This window comes from Endozoicomonas sp. GU-1 (assembly GCF_027366395.1).
Classification (GTDB): domain Bacteria; phylum Pseudomonadota; class Gammaproteobacteria; order Pseudomonadales; family Endozoicomonadaceae; genus Endozoicomonas.
The window spans coordinates 5,884,258-5,903,475 of sequence record NZ_CP114771.1 but is presented as its reverse complement, the minus strand read 5'-3'; the positions used below and the strand labels follow the sequence as shown (position 1 = coordinate 5,903,475).

General features: G+C 48.4%; 18 protein-coding genes. 11 read left to right on the top strand and 7 right to left on the bottom strand.

Annotated elements, in window-relative coordinates:
- Positions 1-73: 73 nt before the first annotated feature.
- The 6 genes from O3276_RS24775 to O3276_RS24750 form a co-directional block, all read right to left on the bottom strand.
- Positions 74-1,165 carry a CS1-pili formation C-terminal domain-containing protein gene (locus O3276_RS24775; RefSeq protein WP_269673700.1) on the bottom strand — a complete coding sequence of 364 codons (1,092 nt, stop codon included), beginning with the start codon at positions 1,163-1,165 and terminating at the stop codon, positions 74-76.
- Positions 1,077-2,012 carry a TcfC E-set like domain-containing protein gene (locus O3276_RS24770; protein ID WP_269673699.1) on the bottom strand — a complete coding sequence of 312 codons (936 nt, stop codon included), beginning with the start codon at positions 2,010-2,012 and terminating at the stop codon, positions 1,077-1,079. Before O3276_RS24770 ends, O3276_RS24775 begins: the two co-directional genes overlap by 89 nt.
- Positions 1,967-2,617: a hypothetical protein gene (locus tag O3276_RS24765; RefSeq protein WP_269673698.1), complete on the bottom strand. Its 651-nt coding sequence runs from the start codon at positions 2,615-2,617 to the stop codon at positions 1,967-1,969. The genes O3276_RS24770 and O3276_RS24765 overlap by 46 nt, the downstream gene beginning before the upstream one ends.
- Complete coding sequence (locus tag O3276_RS24760) at positions 2,614-3,582, bottom strand: hypothetical protein (protein ID WP_269673697.1); 969 nt, start codon at positions 3,580-3,582, stop codon at positions 2,614-2,616. The genes O3276_RS24765 and O3276_RS24760 overlap by 4 nt, the downstream gene beginning before the upstream one ends.
- A 57-nt stretch (positions 3,583-3,639) precedes the next feature.
- Positions 3,640-4,197, bottom strand: coding sequence for a hypothetical protein (locus tag O3276_RS24755; RefSeq protein ID WP_269673696.1), 558 nt, complete (start codon positions 4,195-4,197; stop codon positions 3,640-3,642).
- A gap of 146 nt (positions 4,198-4,343) precedes the next feature.
- On the bottom strand, positions 4,344-4,928 hold the full coding sequence (locus tag O3276_RS24750; RefSeq protein WP_269673695.1) for a hypothetical protein: 585 nt from the start codon (positions 4,926-4,928) through the stop codon (positions 4,344-4,346).
- Between the two features lie 257 nt (positions 4,929-5,185).
- Here O3276_RS24750 and O3276_RS24745 point away from each other — a divergent pair, with 257 nt between their 5' ends.
- Together O3276_RS24745 and O3276_RS24740 are read left to right on the top strand one after the other, a co-directional pair.
- On the top strand, positions 5,186-5,575 hold the full coding sequence (locus O3276_RS24745; RefSeq protein WP_269673694.1) for a hypothetical protein: 390 nt from the start codon (positions 5,186-5,188) through the stop codon (positions 5,573-5,575).
- A gap of 203 nt (positions 5,576-5,778) precedes the next feature.
- Entirely contained in the window at positions 5,779-6,465 is a 687-nt protein-coding gene (locus tag O3276_RS24740) for a fimbrial biogenesis chaperone (protein ID WP_269673693.1), read from the top strand.
- A 57-nt stretch (positions 6,466-6,522) separates the two neighbouring features.
- On the opposite strand, the gene O3276_RS24735 is transcribed toward O3276_RS24740, so the two are convergent.
- A complete protein-coding gene (locus tag O3276_RS24735; protein WP_269673692.1) occupies positions 6,523-7,323 on the bottom strand; it encodes a cytochrome C assembly family protein in 801 nt (266 codons plus the stop codon).
- Positions 7,324-7,553: 230 nt separating this feature from the next.
- Here O3276_RS24735 and ffh point away from each other — a divergent pair, with 230 nt between their 5' ends.
- The 9 genes from ffh to O3276_RS24690 all read left to right on the top strand — a co-directional run bounded on the left by ffh (position 7,554) and on the right by O3276_RS24690 (position 19,187).
- Complete coding sequence (gene ffh, locus O3276_RS24730) at positions 7,554-8,969, top strand: signal recognition particle protein (protein ID WP_269673691.1); 1,416 nt, start codon at positions 7,554-7,556, stop codon at positions 8,967-8,969.
- Between the two features lie 314 nt (positions 8,970-9,283).
- The gene (locus O3276_RS24725) at positions 9,284-9,625 is read left to right on the top strand and encodes a hypothetical protein (protein ID WP_269673690.1); all 342 of its coding nucleotides are present in this window, start codon (positions 9,284-9,286) and stop codon (positions 9,623-9,625) included.
- 457 nt (positions 9,626-10,082) lie between these two features.
- Positions 10,083-11,423, top strand: coding sequence for a hypothetical protein (locus O3276_RS24720; RefSeq protein WP_269673689.1), 1,341 nt, complete (start codon positions 10,083-10,085; stop codon positions 11,421-11,423).
- 229 nt (positions 11,424-11,652) lie between these two features.
- The gene (rpsP, locus tag O3276_RS24715) at positions 11,653-11,901 is read left to right on the top strand and encodes a 30S ribosomal protein S16 (protein ID WP_269673688.1); all 249 of its coding nucleotides are present in this window, start codon (positions 11,653-11,655) and stop codon (positions 11,899-11,901) included.
- A gap of 13 nt (positions 11,902-11,914) precedes the next feature.
- Entirely contained in the window at positions 11,915-12,490 is a 576-nt protein-coding gene (gene rimM, locus O3276_RS24710) for a ribosome maturation factor RimM (protein ID WP_269673687.1), read from the top strand.
- Between the two features lie 99 nt (positions 12,491-12,589).
- Complete coding sequence (trmD, locus tag O3276_RS24705) at positions 12,590-13,360, top strand: tRNA (guanosine(37)-N1)-methyltransferase TrmD (RefSeq protein ID WP_269676051.1); 771 nt, start codon at positions 12,590-12,592, stop codon at positions 13,358-13,360.
- Between the two features lie 128 nt (positions 13,361-13,488).
- A complete protein-coding gene (gene rplS / locus O3276_RS24700) occupies positions 13,489-13,842 on the top strand; it encodes a 50S ribosomal protein L19 (RefSeq protein ID WP_101745198.1) in 354 nt (117 codons plus the stop codon).
- A gap of 171 nt (positions 13,843-14,013) precedes the next feature.
- Positions 14,014-15,411, top strand: coding sequence for a hypothetical protein (locus tag O3276_RS24695; protein WP_269673686.1), 1,398 nt, complete (start codon positions 14,014-14,016; stop codon positions 15,409-15,411).
- 368 nt (positions 15,412-15,779) lie between these two features.
- Positions 15,780-19,187 carry an ankyrin repeat domain-containing protein gene (locus O3276_RS24690; RefSeq protein WP_269673685.1) on the top strand — a complete coding sequence of 1,136 codons (3,408 nt, stop codon included), beginning with the start codon at positions 15,780-15,782 and terminating at the stop codon, positions 19,185-19,187.
- Positions 19,188-19,218: the final 31 nt, after the last annotated feature.

Sequence of the window (19,218 nt, the reverse complement as noted above, 5' to 3'; positions counted from 1 at the left end):
GCTCAGGACGAACGGAGTTTGGGTGCCATTGATAAAGAGAACCCATCAATGACATTGAAACCATACACCTGGTCTATTCTCGAACACCCCCCTGGCGACACTCCAGCACGCCCACCATCCCAACGCCTCCCCGTTTTTGATAGCTCTCCGGAATTTCTGCACCGCAGGATTGACCATCGGCTAATTTCACCTGGAAGTACTTATCGGATGGTGGCAAATTGACCTGAAAAATCCCGAAGCGGTCGGTGCGGACAAAGCCAACCTCACTTTGAATGGCGGCATTGACCAGCGCACCTCCCTGCCCATCCACCAGTTTACCCAGCAGCACAACCTCTTCTGCTGCTGAGAAATCAACCACCTCCACATTACCAGGGTAAAGTGTGATATTGCGCTCACCCTGATCGTAACGATAAAACTCATTACCCCGGGGACGAATGCCCACGCGGTAAATGCCATAGGGCGAAAGAGGAACAACGGTTTTACTATTACCTTTAGCAATACCCACCGCCGAACCATTGACCAGAACATCGAACTGAGCGGATGGACTGCCATCAATGGCCACCATCAAGGCACTGTCGGCACGATTTCCACCACCGAGGCCAGCTCCCTGACCATTGACGGCAAATGACGTATCAATACGACCATTGTAGTTAATATAGGAGTCCTGACTGCTCTGTTCCGGGGAAATATAATCCGCCATAAACTCAGCCTGGAAGCGGGCGTGTTCATATTTTACATTGCCACCGAGTATTTTCTGATCCCGGGCAAGATCTTCATAGCGCATGCCCAGCTCACCAGTTCCATTCAGTATGTCGTCACGGTACCAGCGGGAGTCCAGCGCATAGCCAAAGTCGCTTACAACATCCTGCTCCCGGTTATCTTCCCAGCGGTTTTCACCACGAATATTGACATCCCAGTTACGGGCATTGTGTCTTAAGGTAACACCAACAGTCGCGTTTTTATCCTCATCGCTTTCGGAGTAATCCATCTCCAGATCCAGATCAAAGTCATTAAACCGGCCCACATTACGGGACCAGGATAACGAATAAATAGTATCAGCATCATCAGGTGAGGAATTATCGGTCATCTGTCGGTTGTAAGAATAACTGCCCGACAAGCTCCCCCCCCAGAAACTCCATGGATGCGGATAAAGAGCGATTTTCATAGCTTTCCTCCAGGAGAGTTACCTGAGCGTCTTCTTCGGCATCCTGATCCAGCCTGAATTCATCATTCCATAGCCGCTGATGATAGTAACTCAAGTATACCGGCCCCACAGAAAATGCCGTCTCCAGCGCAAATCCCCTGGCCCGGTCACTGCCAGCCATACCCGTTATCGCAATATCCCACTCATCCCCCTGATGGAAATACTCTGCCTCAACCACCTGTTGTTCACGGGTGGCGGAGCTGCGCAGCTCAATGGATGAGTTGTCAGTAACCCGCCCGGCAGCACCGACTTTCAGCAGCCATTCGCCGATACTTTCTGGCAAGGTGTCCTGATTACGTTCAGTCATTTCACCACCTTCGAGGTACCAGATAATTTCATCCGACGGCGGGAGTCGTACTGATTTGGTAAAAAATCGGGTAATTTCCTGTTCCAGAACCGGGCCATCATAGATACGGATAGTGACCTGATAAGAACCCTGGGGAAAAGAGCCGGTATCAATCTCCTGACTGCCGGCATCCACAGAACCTGCAAAAATCAGCCGGTTATCCCGAAACACCTCTACCCGTCGGCGTCCAGTGGTGAAAATGCGAATGGGTGTGGAGTTAACATCAGCAATATCCAGACGGGAGTTCATGGAACTGCCCAGCTTCACCCCAAACACCTGCTGACTGCGGCTGAACTCCGGAGTCATCATACCGCTGTAGTCCAGATAACCGGCCCCCATTTGCAGGCCTCTGGCATCACGCTCCAGGTAAAATGCATCGATCTGGAAACGGCTGTCCTGGTTGTAATCCCAGTTCGCTACCAGGTGATTCTCCTGCCAGCCAAGCAGTGTATTGCCAAACAACGAGTAGCTGCTTTGATCATCATCAGATGCAGTGATACCACTGGTGACGGCTGACACCCCCTGAATAAGCCCCAGAGAGCTGCTGGAATCGGGCAAATACTTACTCTGATTGAGGGTCTGCACCTGCAGATAAGGCTCGGCGATAAAAATATCCCCGCGAAAACGACTGGCATCAAAAATAACCCCGGCAACTTCCGGGTTGAGTCGGCCACACCGGGTATCATCAGCCCTCCAGCAAACCTGCCCGGGGTTGGAAAAATCCTGCCCGATAAGGCGGCCTCCACCTTGTCCAGATGGCTTATCGTACCGATGCGCTCCAGCAATGCCCTCGGGTCAGTCAGGGTAATGGTATCCGGCGTATAGGTAACCATGGCCGAGGTGACGAATCGGCCACCATAATAAAATTCAGCCACTGTCGTTTGTGGTGCAGCCATGCCCCGGAACTCCTCCGGAATCTGGCTTGGCTCAAGCCCTGCCAGGGTCGGCCGGGTATTGCCAGGCGCTGCGCCCTCTGCAGCCAGCAGTGGCATGGACACCGGGGCAACGAATACCGAGCAAACAACCAGCAGAGCGACAGGACTTCGCTTACAGAAACAGGTTTTCATTGAGCTCTTACCCTGACCATCAAAATTCCCGAATAATGGCCGCCGGACACGGCCATAACCTCATTCTCAGGAATATTCAGCTGTACCCACAGGTTGCGACAGGCATCGCAGCTCGACAGTTTTTTTGACTGCTTTCGGGATAATCCAACCGGCGTCCACTTTTGTGGCTCAGTCCGTTGATACCCGCGCTCACGGCCACGGATACTGGCCTGGTATTCAATGGTTTCTCCGCCCTTGTTGCGCAACACAAAACCGGGCTGGCTGCCCTGCCCTTCAAGCCGCACATCAAATTTTGCTGCTTTCCCCGGGGAGTAGACACAGAAACTCTTTTCTTCAGTAAAGTGATTGGCCTGGTTTAGCAGAAAGCGATCACTGGGTGAGTAAATCCCTATGGCTGAACTGGTGCTTTTATAGGTCAGGGTAATGGTTTTATCTAAAGAGTTTCCGCCTTTAGTATCAACGCGGACATTCAGTTTGGCCTGGTAAAGCGTGCCAGGCTCGGCACCCTCATCAATGACCACAAAGGAGAAAGGCTTGCACACTCGTTCAGTATTGTTTCTCCGGTCCTGCCCCGGGCACTGTGAGTACTGACGGGTGGCCATGCGCCTTTTACCGGGCTCAACGGTATTCAGAGTATTTACCCGCCAGGCACCGCCCGGGGTAAGTTGCTCATAAGGAAAGTCAATATGAACCTTGACAGGGCTATGACCGGACCTATTTGGGGGGTAAAGATAAACAAAGCGCTGATCCCCCCTTTCAATACCGGACAGCACATTAACGGTGACATCAAACCAGGAAGCATCCTCCAGCTCCAGGTTCATCACTGCCTGCCCCGTGACATTCCGGTCGGATAAATTCAGCTGATGGGTAATCTCAATGCCCTCATCCCCTCTCAGCGAGGTTGAGGCAATAACCAGCAGGCTGAACACAAACAGCCAACGGCAGCGGTAATTGGCATTCTTCATTATCCCTGTCCCCGGGTCGGTCACCATCACGGTGCAATGCTGAAAACTGATGGCTCTTTATTGAGCCTGAACCGTTATGGTGAAGCTGGCGCTATATTCACCCGGTAATTGTGATTGCAGGTAATCCACGTTGTTATTGAACAGTGCCAGGGTATGGGTGGGCTGGCCTGCACCAAAAGCGGAGGTTGTCTGGCTTGCAATACCGGAGGCAGGTAATCGCTCAAGACTCTCCATACGACTGACTTCGCCTTTCGCCAGACCGGCATGGATATACATCTTTGCTTCCCCACCCTTCCGGGCAAGAAAATACTTTTTCCGCCGTTCCCCCTCGGAACTGCTAATCGTCAGCCGGAATCGTTTTGGTTTCTCCGCACTGGCACCATTACGATTGACCTGAAATGGAATCAGATCGGAGGCAAGCGTACCGTCCGTTAACATATTGAGCGTGATGTTGGCAGGCAGGCCGCTCAGGGCGATCAGCTCCGGAATATCGGCATTGACCTTCATTTCCATATCCGCCGTATCCTGATGACTGGCATGAACGAATAAGGGCAGCAAGATAAATAATACGGTGAGCAGGGGTTTAAAGGTTGATGACGTTGTTTTTGTTTGCATGGTTCACCGCCACAATGACAACTATCCAGCCTCAGCCGGCATTGCACTCTGAACGCTTCAGGAAAGTAAGCCAACCTGGCTTGAAGAAGTTCTGATAGTCGGGAGTCTGCATTCCCACACCAGGATGGGAATGCAGTATTTCATACCTACTTAGCAGCAACAGTCAATGTCAGGTTGTTTTTGTAGGTGCCTGCTGGTTTTGAATAATGATCATCTGGTTGAATTACAAAATCCAGTGATGTTCTTACTTCTCCTCTCAATCCATTTGAGGTTTTATATTCTACCGGTGTACCAGGGGTCATGGATGTAAACCCAAGGCCTTGGCCACCATGCTTATATTTAACCATCATAGGGATTTGAGCACCGCCTTCGGATTGCAAAATAAATCCACTACCACCAGTATGCGCTGGTTTTATCGTCAGTTCATAGCGCCTTGGGTCCACATCGGCATGACGCATTCTTACAACCATTTCTGCGGAACCAACGATACCACCCATGGGATTATTAGCATCTTCATACGTTAACTCAACGTTGGAACTATTCTTGATTTCCAACATGATCATATCTTTAACATACGCTGAAACGTCAATTTGCTCTTTAGCTTCTTTAATATCAGCAAGCGCAGAAACACTGACAGCAGCGGCAATGAAACTAACAGCAAACAATTTCATGGTTTTCATGATAATATGCTCCACGGCATTTATTATTTTTGAAGTCTTATTGTTTTGCATGGGTCTGAATGATCAGTCGAATCACTTTTCACTCAAACTTGGCGCTATCTTAAGAACAACAGCCAACGGTGGGTACTGGCAAAAATACCAGTTCTTGCTGAAACTTATTGACGCAGGACAATTTTACTTACCGAAAAGGCATTTTTACCTACCAGGTTAACCCTGAAATCTTCGCCCCGGCTTTTGACACCCGTAATTTTTTTTTGTTAGTGTCGGGCTTATCCGAACTGTAAGAACAATAAGGAGCATGCCCCCTCATGCCAGTCAAAAAAACACGATCCGGGTTGTTATCAGGACTTTTGTGTTCCATGGCAATCATCAGCACAGCGCCCAACACCCACGCCAGCGTGATGTCCGACTCAAAAAACCTGACCGTCAGCGTGGTGATCCCTCCCCGTTTAACGGCCAGAGTGCTAGCCCCCCATCAGAGTTCACCAGCCGATTATTCTTTGTGCATATCCGGCAAAGGGGTTGCGCAGTTTCGGATACAAAGTAATGACCGGTCAGCCGATCATCACCTGTCCGGTTATTCCAGCCCTTACCCTGTTAACACCAGTCAGGCTGAAAGTTGCACCAGGGAAACCGCTAACATCATTTCACTGCCAACAGCATCCGGCCACAGGCGGGTCATGCTTGCTGCCGAATAAGTCAGTGGTGGTCAATTTGATTAAAAATCGGTGCTTTTATTGAGGCTCGTCAATTGAGCCTTACAAAAACTGCTTTTCGTTTAACCGCCTCTTTTCGCCACCAGCCTTCTCATTTTATTCTCACTTACAGTTGCCATCAGCCGTTGGCTACTCTTTTTTTTTCGGTAATTACAAGCATCAAAAGCCGGAAGGTATCTCCAGCCATGAAACACACACGCTTTTTAGCCGGTATCGCCGGCCTGTTACTCTCCCAGTGCCTCTATGCCCAGTTGGCTATTGACCGGATTATCGTGGACTTCAATGAGGAGTCGCCAAACCGCGATGATGTGCAACTGGTCAATACCAGCGCAACGGAAACGTTATTTATCAATATCGAGGTACTGGAAGTAAATAACCCCGGAACTGAGGAAGAAACCCGGGTGATTACCGATGACCCGGCCAAAATCGGCCTGATCGCCACGCCGAACCAGGTTATTTTGCCACCAAACACCCGTCGTCTGGTTCGGCTGGTCAACCTGCTTCCCGCCGAGGGCCAGGAACGCATTTTCCGGGTGAATTTCTCGCCAGTATCCGATGAACTGGAAACCGGGAACAATGCAGTCAAACTGATGGTAGGCTATCAGGCCCTGATTATGGTTCGCCCGGAAAAAACCGTATTTGCCCTGGAAGGCCAGCGAAACGGCAACACCCTGACCCTGACCAATAACAGCAATACCAATGTCATGCTCAATAATATTCGGCAATGTACCGACCAGAGCAGAGATGACTGCACCCGCTATGTAGAGAGGCGTCTCTACCCTGGCAATGTATGGTCCATGGATTTAACCGGAGAAGGGCCGCTGTCGCTGACGGCGGCCGATGGTACTGCATTGCACAATATGACGTTCTGACTTATCAGCCAATCCCATGCCCGGCATGGGATTGCTGTTTGCGCTCGGCAAGCCCCTTCAAAAGCAGGACTGCCCGGAAACCACGCAGTCAAGCACCAGTCTCGAGCCAAAGTAAGCAAGTACCAGAAACAGGACACCGGCCAGAGTCCAGCGAACGGCTGTCTGTCCACGCCAGCCAAAGCGCCAGTGGCCAATCAACAGTGCGGCAAAAAGACACCAGGCGGTGATGGATAATATCGTTTTATGCACCAGCCGCTGGGCAAACATATCTTCCAGGAAGAGAAACCCACTGCCCAGCGAGAGTGTCAGCAAAATAACCCCGAGGACCAGAAACTCAAACAACAGCCGCTCCATGGTTTGCAACGGCGGCAGTGTTCTGATGGTATGCCGGTGAGTGCGCAGCTGGTGTTCCTGGTAGGAGAGCAGAATGGCCTGAAATGCCGCCACCATCAGAATGCCGTAGGCCATAACCGAAAGAAGCACATGGGAAACCATGGAGGATGCGGTATTCCAGACAATATGTTCAACCGGGGCCAGCAGGGCCAGCACGATGGCCAGCATGGTGACCGGCAGAATCATCACCAGCAGGCTTTCCGAGGGTTTTTTCAAACTGCTCAGGAGCACCATCATGGTCACCATCATAGAGGTCAGCGACCCCATGGTGAACACGCCAAGGTTGATGCCCCGATCAGTATGGATGGAGATGTATAACGCAATAATGTGGAAAATCAGGCCAAGGGCGGTAATCAACAGAACCAGCGATTTGGGCATTTCACGCCCACTGTTTCGCAACCCCTGCCCAACCGTGCCTGCCAGATAGCAACCAAGCGCACCCATACTGACGAACATGACACTCATTAGCGAAAGCCTATTTATCCCCAAAGCAGCAAAAAAAGCAGGAAGCCCTGTAAGACCACAGGCTTCAACGTAAAGCAGCATCGGCAGTTTGTCATATTACCCGGCGCTAGACAAACAACCTTTCACCGGATCCACTGAAATGGATGCCGCTTTAGTTTTGATTCCTATATAATGGCCGACATTCTGTGCGTTCAACCGCATAAACACCTTAGATCAGGGTAATTCCCAGAATGTTCGAAAATTTAACCGAACGCCTGTCCCGCACACTGAAAACCGTAACCGGGAAGGCCAAACTCACCGAAGACAATATCAAAGACACCCTGCGCGAAGTGCGCATGGCCCTGCTCGAAGCAGACGTGGCCCTGCCGGTGGTTCGAGAGTTTATCAACCGGATCAGGGACCGGGCCATCGGGCAGGAGGTTCAGTCCAGCCTCAGCCCGGGCCAGGCGTTTGTCAAAATTGTTCAGAATGAACTGATTGAGGTGATGGGTTCGTCCAACGACGAACTGAACCTGGCCACCCAGCCACCGGCCGTGATCCTGATGGCCGGTCTGCAAGGTGCCGGTAAAACCACCTCGGCGGCCAAACTGGGTAAATGGCTGAAAGAGCGCCAGAAGAAATCCGTTATGGTAGTCAGTGCCGACGTTTACCGTCCCGCGGCAATCAAACAGCTGGAAACCCTGGCCCAGGAAACCGGCCTGAACTTTTTCCCGTCGTCTGCTGAGCAGAAACCGGTGGATATTGTTACTGGCGCGATTCATGAAGCCCGCATCAAGCATGCGGATGTCCTGATTGTCGACACCGCCGGTCGTCTGCATATCGATAACGATATGATGGCTGAAATCCAGCAGCTGCACAGCGCCATCAACCCCATAGAAACCCTGTTCGTGGTGGATGCCATGACCGGTCAGGATGCAGCCAATACCGCCAAGGCGTTTGGTGATGCCCTGCCATTGACCGGGGTGATCCTGACCAAGGCGGATGGTGATGCCCGTGGTGGTGCCGCGCTGTCGGTGCGCCAGATCACCGGCAAGCCCATCAAGTTTATCGGTATGGGCGAGAAGACCGATGCCCTGGAGCCTTTCTATCCGGACCGTATTGCCTCGCGCATTCTGGGCATGGGGGATATTCTCTCCCTGATCGAGGAAGCCGAGCGCAAGCTGGACCGCAGCAAGGCGGACAAGCTGGCCAGCAAGCTGAAGAAAGGCAAAGGCTTTGATCTGGAAGATTTCCGTGACCAGCTGCAGCAAATGAAGAAAATGGGTGGACTCAGCGGCATGATGGACAAACTGCCCGGCATGGGCGGCATGGCACCACAGCTTCAGGGTCAGATGGACAACAGGATTTTTGTCCAGATGGAAGCCATCATCAACTCCATGACCCCCGCTGAACGCGCCAACCCGGACATCATGAACGGATCCCGCAAAAAGCGCATAGCCGCTGGCTCCGGCACCCAGATCCAGGACATCAACCGACTCATCAAGCAGCATAAGCAGATGAGTAAAATGATGAAAAAAGTCACCAAAAAAGGTGGCATGAGCAAACTGATGCGAGGCATGTCGTCCATGAAAGGCCAGCTACCCGGCGGCATGGGCGGAATGGGTGGCATGATGCCTCCCGGTGGCGGCAAAAAGTTTCCGTTTTAACAACCCATTAATGGCCAGCTCCAAAACAGGGCTGGCCATTTGAATTTAATAGCAATTTTCATTGAAATTGGTAATTTATTTCAATCCCGAATAATAAATAAAATCCACATTCCGAACATTTACGAATTTTTGCTGTCTAATTTTCTGCGTAATTAGAAATCAAGTCAGGTTAAGGACCTCTGTTTTTAATCACTGCTCCTGTTCAGAGACCCAAATCCGGGCAAATGAATAAGTCATTTATTTTAATAAACCAAAACGAGCAATGACCTTATAACAAATTAAATTTTGACCATCAGCATAATGGAGTATTCGAAGTGGATAAGATTACCCGGCCCAACCATGATTATTCAAGCTTGCCAGCAAGCCAAGCTGACCGGCAACATCAAGACTTAACACCTGACCGTCCTCGCAGCAACAGTATTTGCCTGGGTTCACTCGGCTTGACAAGAGATGGTGCCAACTGCACCGGCGAGGGTAATGTCGGTGACATTCCGATTCGAAATCGAATGATCGAAATTCCCGTTAACCAGCACACACCAACCGCCACCCCTGCTCCAAAGACTGATACCGGATCGGAAGAAGTATCAGCTAGCCCCAATCAAGACTCGCCCTCATCATCTCCTCCGGATAGCCCCCCCCCCCCCAACATCCATTAATGGCTCGCATCTTGCCTTCTATGGCTTAATGATGTGCTACACAGGAACTATCCCTCAAATACAAAAGCCTGATCCCAACAAGCCAAAGGTTGATCCGAAGAAGCCAAAAGCTGATCCGCAAGAGCGAAAGTCTGATCCGCAAGAGCAAAAGTCTGATCCACGAAAACAAACGCCTGTTCCAAAACCTCGAAAACCCATTGGCTCAAAATCTCACCCGCAGACGCAAAAACCTGTTCCGAAACAGCGAAAAAAATGCATCCCGCAAGAGCAAAAACTTCCCCAGAGAGATATGACCAAACGGGAGGGGCAAGGAGTTAAGGAGCCATCGGAGAGTCCAACCAGCGCGGCCTGCCCTTCTCCGACGCCACAGCTAATACACTCATTCGGCAATGTTTCATTAACCATGCATTCAGGCATCCAGGCAAAAAACAACAACTGTGCACTGGCTGCCTTTTTTATGGCTCTATCAAACAACGGAGCATTGAATTCATTGATTGACGAAATTCGTGCCGGAGCCAGTAAACTAAAATCGAAAGGTAAAATGCAAGATGCCAATACTCTGGATGAATTTTTACCGATATGCGAACATTTTCACTTTGATGAAAATAATAAAGGCTACATTGCCGATGAGGGCCTGGACCGCATAAGAACACTGTTCCAACTCCGCAATGGAACACTCAGCATGCCCCTTTCAATATCGGATATTATCACCACAATCCTCAAACGGATCTATGATTATCCGGATGCTGGAAAAGTCTCATCCGAAAATTTCGATATCCTTAAATATACAGAGTCCTCTTTGAAGCACAAAATAGTATCGATTACAGCCGGGGATGGCTTCGTCATTATCAGTGACACACAGGAACCAGTCAGCCGTCTCAGGGATGATAGAATTCCCTCAATTGCAACACCAGCAGGCCTGACCAAAGTAGTGAACAATAAAGAACAACCAAAAGGCCCCCCCCCCCCCTCCAACCCGCCAAAATTTTTTTGGACTGTCGACGAATACAAAAAGGGTGAGGAACTTGCCATAAAATGTACGGATAAATATGAAAGCAGCACAGGCAATCTGGTTGGTAGGAAATTTGTATATTTTGGTGACCCGGTGAATAAATCGAGGGAGATGGCAGCCGAGATTGAAGAACACTATCTCTATGGCGACTTTCCTCGTACCGTTAGTTCATCATTTATCAATAGCCAGGGAGTGCAGATATTCGTTAATCATAAGCTAACCGGCTTTAACAAAGACGAACCTGTAAGTGGCAGAATAACCATGACCTCTTCTCGCTTGGCAACAACCCTGCAAGAGCTGATCGATAATTGGCTCAGGAACACTAAGCAAGGAATGGAACTTGATGATTGTGCATTCAACGAGTTGTTACCTGATAACCATCACTTCCCGGAAGTGTTGTTGGTCACCATCCCCAACTTTGGAACCGAGATCAGACCCGAGCTGGAGTGGTGGAAAGATGTCTTTATTCCCACTGTCGATGGAAAAATGAAGGTTTACAGGGTCACTGGCGTGGTCACTATTGAAAAAGGCCATTTTGTGTGCTGGCGTAAAGAAGGCAACGTCCTTCATTATGCTGACTCCATGGGAAACATGGAAGGCACTGAGACAGTTCCCTTAGTCGTCAAAATGCCGCTGACCGGGGCTGAAGAAACTGCAGAAATGTTACAAGCCGCTAATAATGACAGTGAAAGTCAATTCGATGCCTATTGCTCGGCAAGCCGAAGGGTCACTAACCTGGGGAAATCAATAGCCCTGGTTATTCTGACACCAAAGCCTGATTCATAGGGAACATACTTATCACAGCATATTGCCTCCTTCCCTTGTTTTCCCTACAATATGCGCCCTTTATGATTGGCTTGAAGCCGATCATGGATTGGCTGGCGGATGATGAAAAAGGATCTTTCCTCGCTCAAATCTGTCTCAACTCTTCTGGGTTTCAGTCATACGCCCTGTGCGTCTGGCCAGTGAACACAGAAAACCAGTTGCCGGAAACAACTATAGGAAACCCTATTCCATGGTAACCATTCGTCTTGCACGTGGCGGCTCTAAAAAGCGTCCATTTTACCACCTGACCGTGGCTGACAGCCGTAACGCTAACGGCGGTCGTTTCATTGAGCGCGTAGGTTTCTTCAACCCTGGTGCTCGTGGCCAGGAAGAGCGCCTGCGGGTTGATAACGAGCGTGTAGAATTCTGGCTGGGCCAGGGTGCTACTGCATCTGACCGCGTTGCCCAGCTTCTGAAAGAAGCCAAAAAGGCTGCGTGAGGTTAACAACCCAGTGACAACGGCAGTAGAGGGCGCTGTGAAGCGCATTGCGTTAGGCCATATTTCCTCCGTATTCGGGGTCAAAGGCTGGCTGAAGATTCACTCCAACACCAGCCCGATGGAAAACATCCTCAACTACCCACGCTGGATTCTTGACCCTGCTGGTGCTGTCCATAAAAACAGCAGCGGTGAAGTTAAAACCGTTGAAATCGATCAGGCCCGGCCACACGGGAAAGGTCTGATTGCCCATATCGTCGGTTGTGACGATCGTGAGCTGGCCCGCAGTTACTGTGGTTACCAGATTACCATCAACGCCGATGATCTGCCCGAACCGGAAGATGACGAGATTTACTGGCATCAACTGGAATCGCTGGATGTTTTCTCCCGCAACGCTGAGGGAGACAATGTTCTGCTGGGCAAAGTCAGCCACCTGATGGAGACAGGTGCCAACGACGTACTGGTCATTCGCCCCACAAAAGGCAGCATTGACCGTCGAGAGCGTCTGGTACCCTGGCTTACCGGATCGGTGGTGCTAGACGTCAATCCTGAGAAAGGATTTATCCGGGTAGATTGGGACCCGGAGTTTTAACTGGCCATGACGACTCAACACTCACCCCTTGATGAGCCCGCCGGAGAAACACCGGCAGAAACTCATCAGGACACCGACAAGAGCGCCATGGACATCGGAATGTGGTTCGGTGTCGTCAGCCTCTTCCCGGAGATGTTCCGGGCCATAACCGGGCACGGTATTACCGGCCGCGCGGTTAAGGAACGGCTGATTGAGGTACAGACCTGGAATCCCAGGGATTTTACCCATGACCGGCACCGAACTGTGGATGACCGACCTTATGGCGGTGGTCCCGGCATGTTGATGAAAATTCAACCTCTGCGTGACGCCATCCATGCAGCCCGCAAAGCTGCAGGAACCGAGGCCAAAGTGATTTACCTCTCTCCCCAGGGTCGCATGCTCGACCAGAAAGGAGTGGAGGAGCTTGCCCAGAGCAAGAAACTGATCCTGGTCGCGGGGCGATATGAAGGTATTGACGAGCGGGTAATCCAGACCGAAATCGATGAAGAATGGTCTATTGGTGATTACGTGTTAAGTGGTGGCGAACTCGCTGCCATGACTCTGATTGATGCAGTATCACGCTTTGTACCGGGCACCCTGGGTCATAAGGATTCCGCTCAGGAAGATTCATTTGCTGATGGTCTTCTTGACTGCCCGCACTACACCCGTCCTGAGCTTTTTGAAGGACAGGAAGTGCCGCAAGTACTGTTATCAGGCAACCATGCTCTGATTGAGCGCTGGCGACTGAAACAGTCTCTGGGCAGAACCTGGCTGAGACGGCCTGACCTGTTGGAGAACCTTCAGCAAACCAGGTCACTGACCAGCGAGGAAGAAAGGTTGTTGTCGGAGTTTATTGCTGAACACTCAGCCAGGAGCGACGACTGTGCCTGAGAGTTTGACTCTCAAGCCAACCAGATTGTGCTATCGGCTTGTTTCGGATTGGTTTTGACCCTGCGTCAGCAATCTGAGTGAAACATAGCTTGAGCGGGACAGAATTGACTAACCAGGAGCAATTATCAATGAGCAAAAACAAAATCATTGCGCAGCTTGAAGCTGAACAAATGAACAAAGAGATCCCTGCTTTTAGCCAGGGTGACACTGTCGTCGTACAGGTTAAGGTAAAAGAAGGCAACCGTGAGCGTCTGCAGGCGTTCGAAGGTGTTGTCATCGGTAAGCGTAACCGTGGCCTGAACTCTGCTTTCACCGTTCGTAAAATCTCCAGCGGTGTTGGCGTTGAGCGTACCTTCCAGACTTACTCTCCGCTGATCGCTTCTGTCACTGTGAAGCGTCGTGGTGACGTTCGTCAGGCTAAGCTGTACTACCTCCGTGAGCTGAGCGGTAAAGCTGCTCGTATCAAGGAAAAGCTCAACTAAGATTCAGTTTAATTTTCCGGCAACTGATTTTTACACGAGTTTCTCAGAAGAGCGGATTGGTGAAACACCCGATCCGGGAAAAGCGGCGAAAGCCGCTTTTTTTTATCTGAACAAATCCTGTTTTTCGCTGTCTTAAAAAGCCAAGAAGCAGTTATAAAAGCAGTCATATTTATGCCGGATATTATCCAACCCTGCCATTCCAGCTTTGCCGCAAGAACAGCACCACTCAGTGACAATAACGCTGCAGATAGCACCAGTGCCAGCCACTTCCGGGAGTCAGACCTGCCCTCCACCAGAACCACAGTGACCAGCGGCATTGGTAGTTCGAACTCCACCAGAATCAGTCACAGGCACGTTTCGACTGATACCGCAACAAGCCACTCACCACTCCCGTCAACGGCAACTCAGGATATGGCAACACTGCCTGAAGGGGCTGACTTTCTTCTGCGCTTTCCCGAAGAACACCTTTTCCTGCTCTTTGCCGATCCGGATGCCATTATTTCCAATCGTTCCCCACAGAAATATGAAGATAAAGAGCCAGGATGCACAGCAGCCTGGTGCCGCTGTATGAGCCAGGTGTTAGAGTGGATTCAACATGACCCTGCGGATGCTCCCCTGATTTCCCGACAACGCTATATGCAGGTCAACGCCTTACTGACCAAAGGCGTGCAAAATATGCTTGACAGCCATATTCCCGGAACCGTACGAAAAAGGCATGTGGGTTACCCTTCCAGTGACCATACGCAAAAAGGCTTCATCCAGGCACTGCTGTACAAGCAACGACTGGAAGAAAGCTATGAGCTTTGCCGTGGCACCCAGGGTGCAACCATTGTCACTTCTCCGAAAGGGAGCATAATTTCTGATACCAGACTGATTGCAAATTATACCAACCTGAAAGGTGTCACCATTTCTTTCAGAGCATTAGGGCCTAATGGTCCAGTATCAGAAACAAACGGCGTTGATAAAATTTTGTTCAAATACCAACTCATGGCCCTTCTTGAGAAAGAAATATTCACGCCGCTGAATACACAACTGGAATCACTACAGCAGAAGAAAATCAAGAAGCCTGAACTGCTGGCAAAACTGATTGGCACACTTGCCACCTACTGGCCCAGACTTGAGCAGCTACATACACCGATGGATGGCACCTGCAGAACAAATTATATGTTAATGCAATATATTTTTATGAAATTTGGTTTCCCTCCGCCGGTATTAATGAATCCAAACTCAATTGACCTGGTTCATACATCGCTTTGTAAACGAATCATAGGCATTGGCTTAAAAAATTCACTTGAACTGATGAATAAAAGAGATCAGGCATCAGAAACAGAAGCCATTATCCATCAATACACAAAACGATATTTGAAAAATTCGTTTTGTCTTATCCGCTCATCGCAAAAATACGAAAAATACCTGATCCCGGATGAATTGAATTTTAACGATCATTACAAGACCCAAATGAAACATCTTACCAGAGAGTTCATGGAGGTACTGGCTCCCTACAGAACCACCACGCAAACCGGTACAAGACCACTGAAGACACCTTTACGCAGCCGGAAAAAATCATGATTTACAAAAACACCATTAAGCCCACTGCAAAAAGCTTATTGCACCACTGAATCAATCAGCTCAGCCGAACCAATCGCAATGGCAAGCTTTCCCCGGGAAAAATAAAACCATAGTTCATACAACAAAACCAGTCTTGTTGAATGAAAAAAAAGAACTGTAGTGTTGGAACTATTGATCAATTTTACGATCTGAATAAAAGTAAAATTATCAAAGTTCGTTAAAGTTTTAGTTATTGCCCAGCATTTCAGGTTCTCTTATGGCTTATACCAAAAGTAGTACCGTAGTAATGCATTATCAGGAAGTTCAAAGGTCAACAGGGAAACCTCAACAGGCTTTGAAAATACTTAATTAAAAAAAGGACCTGATAAATGTTTTATCTTGGCGTACTGATTACGAGTGTTGCAGATACAATTTCTTCAGCTCTTGCAACTGATCCACAGAATCCAACTACCGACGCAGCCAATGGTGACACCCTGGAGCTTCGCGGTGACTTCGGTCGTCGCGAGGTATGCTGGAAGTCATCGGCGAAAAACTCTATTTGCATTCCTCCGCCAGACTCACCATCGCTCCCTGGACAGAGTCTCGGGCAAAGAACCCTGTGGCCGCTCCATGTTGATATCACGATCACTGACACACCCTCCAGTGAAAAAAACGGGCAAGATGCGGCTGCAAGTGGTTCAGCTGAACTTGCTGAAGCCATAGATGCAGTTAATGCTGCCATTGATACTGCTCGATTACCCGAAGAAACGCCTGAAGCTGTTAGCCAGGATTCTACTGAATTGCACGAAGAAACGCCTGAACCTGTTGACCAGGATTCTACTGAATTGCTAGAAGAAACGCCTGAACCTGTTGACCAGGATTCTACTGAATTGCACGAAGAAACTCCTGAAGCTGTTGACCAGGATTCTACTGAATTGCTAGAAGAAACGCCTGAACCTGTTGACCAGGATTCTACTGAATTGCACGAAGAAACTCCTGGAGCTGTTGACCAGGGTTCTACTGAAGTGCACGAAGAAACTCCTGAAGCTGTTGACCAGGATTCTACTGAATTGCTAGAAGAAACGCCTGAACCTGTTGACCAGGATTCTACTGAATTGCACGAAGAAACTCCTGGAGCTGTTGACCAGGGTTCTACTGAAGTGCACGAAGAAACTCCTGAAGCTGTTGGCCAGGACTCTACTGAATTGCCCGAAGAAGCTGCTGCCGAAGAATCATTTGAATTTCGCACAATCACTCCAGAAGACGTTGCCATAAATAATACTGCTGGGCTACCCGGAGAAACTACTGAAACTGTTGTTATAGATGATACTAATGAACCACCAGTATCAAATTCAGATATTACTGCCCTCTTTGGCACAAACCATGAAGATACTTTTGCAATGCCGAACAATGACAGGTGGGTCCGTTATGACACAGGCACAGATACAGACACAACAACATTGCCACTAATTCCTTCACCTACACCTTCAGCTCCACCACCCGATTATGAGACTCTATATCCTCATGATGCATTATTTGAGGCAGCGAACAATTTTGCCCCATCAGAGGCAAACGGGATGAACAAAAATCCAATCCCGGACTACCCTGAAGGGGCATGGGCATGGCCACCAGTTACTGAGAAGCCAATAAGTCCGGAAGAATTCAATGACGCCTACTATGAAGCCTTAGCGACTGGTAACCTACATGCTATGGAGCACCTGAGACGAGATTATCCCCAGCGCATGATCAACCCTTTGCAATATCCGGAATCACGGAACTATTTATATCATCCCCTGCATATAGCTGCCGCAAAAAATCAGATGGCATCGCTAGAATTTCTTTGCCAGCTTCCGTGTATTGATATAAACGCCCCGTCACCTGAAAAGAATACTGCTCTCCACTTAGCTATCGATCACAATAACGTGGCAGTCGTAGAATTTCTCTGTCAACGCCATGATATTAATGTAAATCGGAAGAATAAAAGCGGCTTCACCCCTATTATGTTAGCCTGTTCAAAAAACGCAGACGCTCAGATAATAGATGCCTTATTGAATACTCAACCGGTTCTGGACGAGGAAAAACAAATCGAAACTGCACTTTCCTTCAGCGTTAAAAACAACAATCTGGAAACCACTAAAAAATTACTAGAATCGGGTGCAAAGGTTGACCAGAAACATGACGATGGAAAAAACAGCATATTTTATATTTCCTTCACTGAAGCCTCTGACGAAATCAGTATATTGCTACTGGATTCTCTGGAGGACGTAAATCAAGAAATATCCATCAATAATGCCCGGGTATTGCATCTGGCGGCTTTCACAGGTAAAGCTGATATTGCTGTTTATCTGATTGAAACTCTTAACGCTTCAAGATTTGTAACTAATAAAGGTAAATCAATGCCAGTCCATTATGCAGCGTTTGGAAATAATGCAACAACATTTCGCACATTGATTGATCATGGATGCAACATGCATGAAGAAAAAGGAAAAATAGAAAAAGACTTTTGGGAGATGGTAGAGACCTATCTGGCTGGACCTCAAATAGATGTAAATAAATATGGTAAAATAGGATACAGGTTATTTAGAGAGGGTGGCACACCTGCAGAATATTTTAGAGGCGATATCAAACAGATGGCAGCTCACCAGACAAAACGTGGCCATACAAAAGAATCAATTAAAGAAGCAAAAGCATTAGATAGAAAAAAAGCGCAAACTATAGAGGAAAATATTAGACGAAAAAAAGAACTGAAGAAGAAAAAAACAAACCAAGAAAGAAAATCAGAAATTCTGAAACAAAAAATTAGAATACTTGAAGAAAATAATAAAAAAACAACTGACAATGATGCTGCCACAGGCATTACATTAAGTACACCATCGACACCTGAACAGCCTGCTCCAGACTCAGATCTCTCTGCTCTTGCTTACACGCACCAAAGCGGAAATTTAGCAATGCACAGTGAGTTGACCTGTTATGATGTAAATGACAGGAGGTTTCCACCAGGGTTCACCAACATGGACGACGCGCCCGGGGCATCAACAATGCCAGCCATGATGGAGCAGCAATTAGACGACAAAGAATTCCAAAACATGTACCTTAATGCAATCCAGGCAGGTGATATAGACACTTTAAAATACCTGAAACAAACTCGTCCCGATTTAATGATAGATTCTCTGGTAGATCCAAACGATCGAAATGCATTTATTCATCCCTTACATCTGGCTGCCTCAAATAAGCAGTGGGTGGCGTTAAAATTTCTTTGTGCATTGGATGGAATTAATATCAATACTCGCATGAGTAATGGCGAGACAGTTCTTAATCTGGCAGTCTGCGAGAAAATGGAGGAGACTATACTTTTTCTCTGTCAGCAACCACTCATTAACGTCAATTTATCAGATTACGACAACAGAAATACCCCTATTATTTCTGCCTGTGAGTTAAATTTGAGTGATCAGGTTATAGAAGCATTATTAGCGCATAAACCGAGTCTGAAGCCGAATAATTACCAAAAAACTGCACTTGGATTCAGTGTTAGAAACCGTAACATTACCGTTACTAAAATGTTATTAGAGGCTGGAGCTGACGTTGGCAAGGTTGAAGAAGATGGGAAAGACTCCGTGTTCTATATCGCTTTCCAGGATGACAACGAAGAGATGAGTAAATTATTAGTGAGTTATTTACCCGACATAGATCAAGCAGTAACTAAAAAAGATGCTCGCGTGCTTCATTTAGCCTCTCTTTTAGGCAAAAAAACACTTATTAGGCACTTGATAGAGGATTGTGAAGCATCCAGATTTTAGAAAATAAAGATCATGCCAAGCCAGTTCATTA

What these genes read in the sequence shown, in the direction of transcription:
- O3276_RS24775 (WP_269673700.1), bottom strand. Translation starts at nt 1,165, where the DNA reads ATGAAAATCGCTCTTTATCCGCATCCATGGAGTTTCTGGGGGGGGAGC.
- O3276_RS24765 (WP_269673698.1), bottom strand. Translation starts at nt 2,617, where the DNA reads ATGAAAACCTGTTTCTGTAAGCGAAGTCCTGTCGCTCTGCTGGTTGTT.
- O3276_RS24760 (WP_269673697.1), bottom strand. Translation starts at nt 3,582, where the DNA reads ATGAAGAATGCCAATTACCGCTGCCGTTGGCTGTTTGTGTTCAGCCTG.
- O3276_RS24755 (WP_269673696.1), bottom strand. Translation starts at nt 4,197, where the DNA reads ATGCAAACAAAAACAACGTCATCAACCTTTAAACCCCTGCTCACCGTA.
- O3276_RS24750 (WP_269673695.1), bottom strand. Translation starts at nt 4,928, where the DNA reads ATGCAAAACAATAAGACTTCAAAAATAATAAATGCCGTGGAGCATATT.
- O3276_RS24745 (WP_269673694.1), top strand. Translation starts at nt 5,186, where the DNA reads ATGCCAGTCAAAAAAACACGATCCGGGTTGTTATCAGGACTTTTGTGT.
- O3276_RS24740 (WP_269673693.1), top strand. Translation starts at nt 5,779, where the DNA reads ATGAAACACACACGCTTTTTAGCCGGTATCGCCGGCCTGTTACTCTCC.
- O3276_RS24735 (WP_269673692.1), bottom strand. Translation starts at nt 7,323, where the DNA reads ATGAGTGTCATGTTCGTCAGTATGGGTGCGCTTGGTTGCTATCTGGCA.
- ffh (WP_269673691.1), top strand. Translation starts at nt 7,554, where the DNA reads ATGTTCGAAAATTTAACCGAACGCCTGTCCCGCACACTGAAAACCGTA.
- O3276_RS24720 (WP_269673689.1), top strand. Translation starts at nt 10,083, where the DNA reads ATGGCTCTATCAAACAACGGAGCATTGAATTCATTGATTGACGAAATT.
- rpsP (WP_269673688.1), top strand. Translation starts at nt 11,653, where the DNA reads ATGGTAACCATTCGTCTTGCACGTGGCGGCTCTAAAAAGCGTCCATTT.
- trmD (WP_269676051.1), top strand. Translation starts at nt 12,590, where the DNA reads ATGTGGTTCGGTGTCGTCAGCCTCTTCCCGGAGATGTTCCGGGCCATA.
- rplS (WP_101745198.1), top strand. Translation starts at nt 13,489, where the DNA reads ATGAGCAAAAACAAAATCATTGCGCAGCTTGAAGCTGAACAAATGAAC.
- O3276_RS24695 (WP_269673686.1), top strand. Translation starts at nt 14,014, where the DNA reads ATGCCGGATATTATCCAACCCTGCCATTCCAGCTTTGCCGCAAGAACA.
- O3276_RS24690 (WP_269673685.1), top strand. Translation starts at nt 15,780, where the DNA reads ATGTTTTATCTTGGCGTACTGATTACGAGTGTTGCAGATACAATTTCT.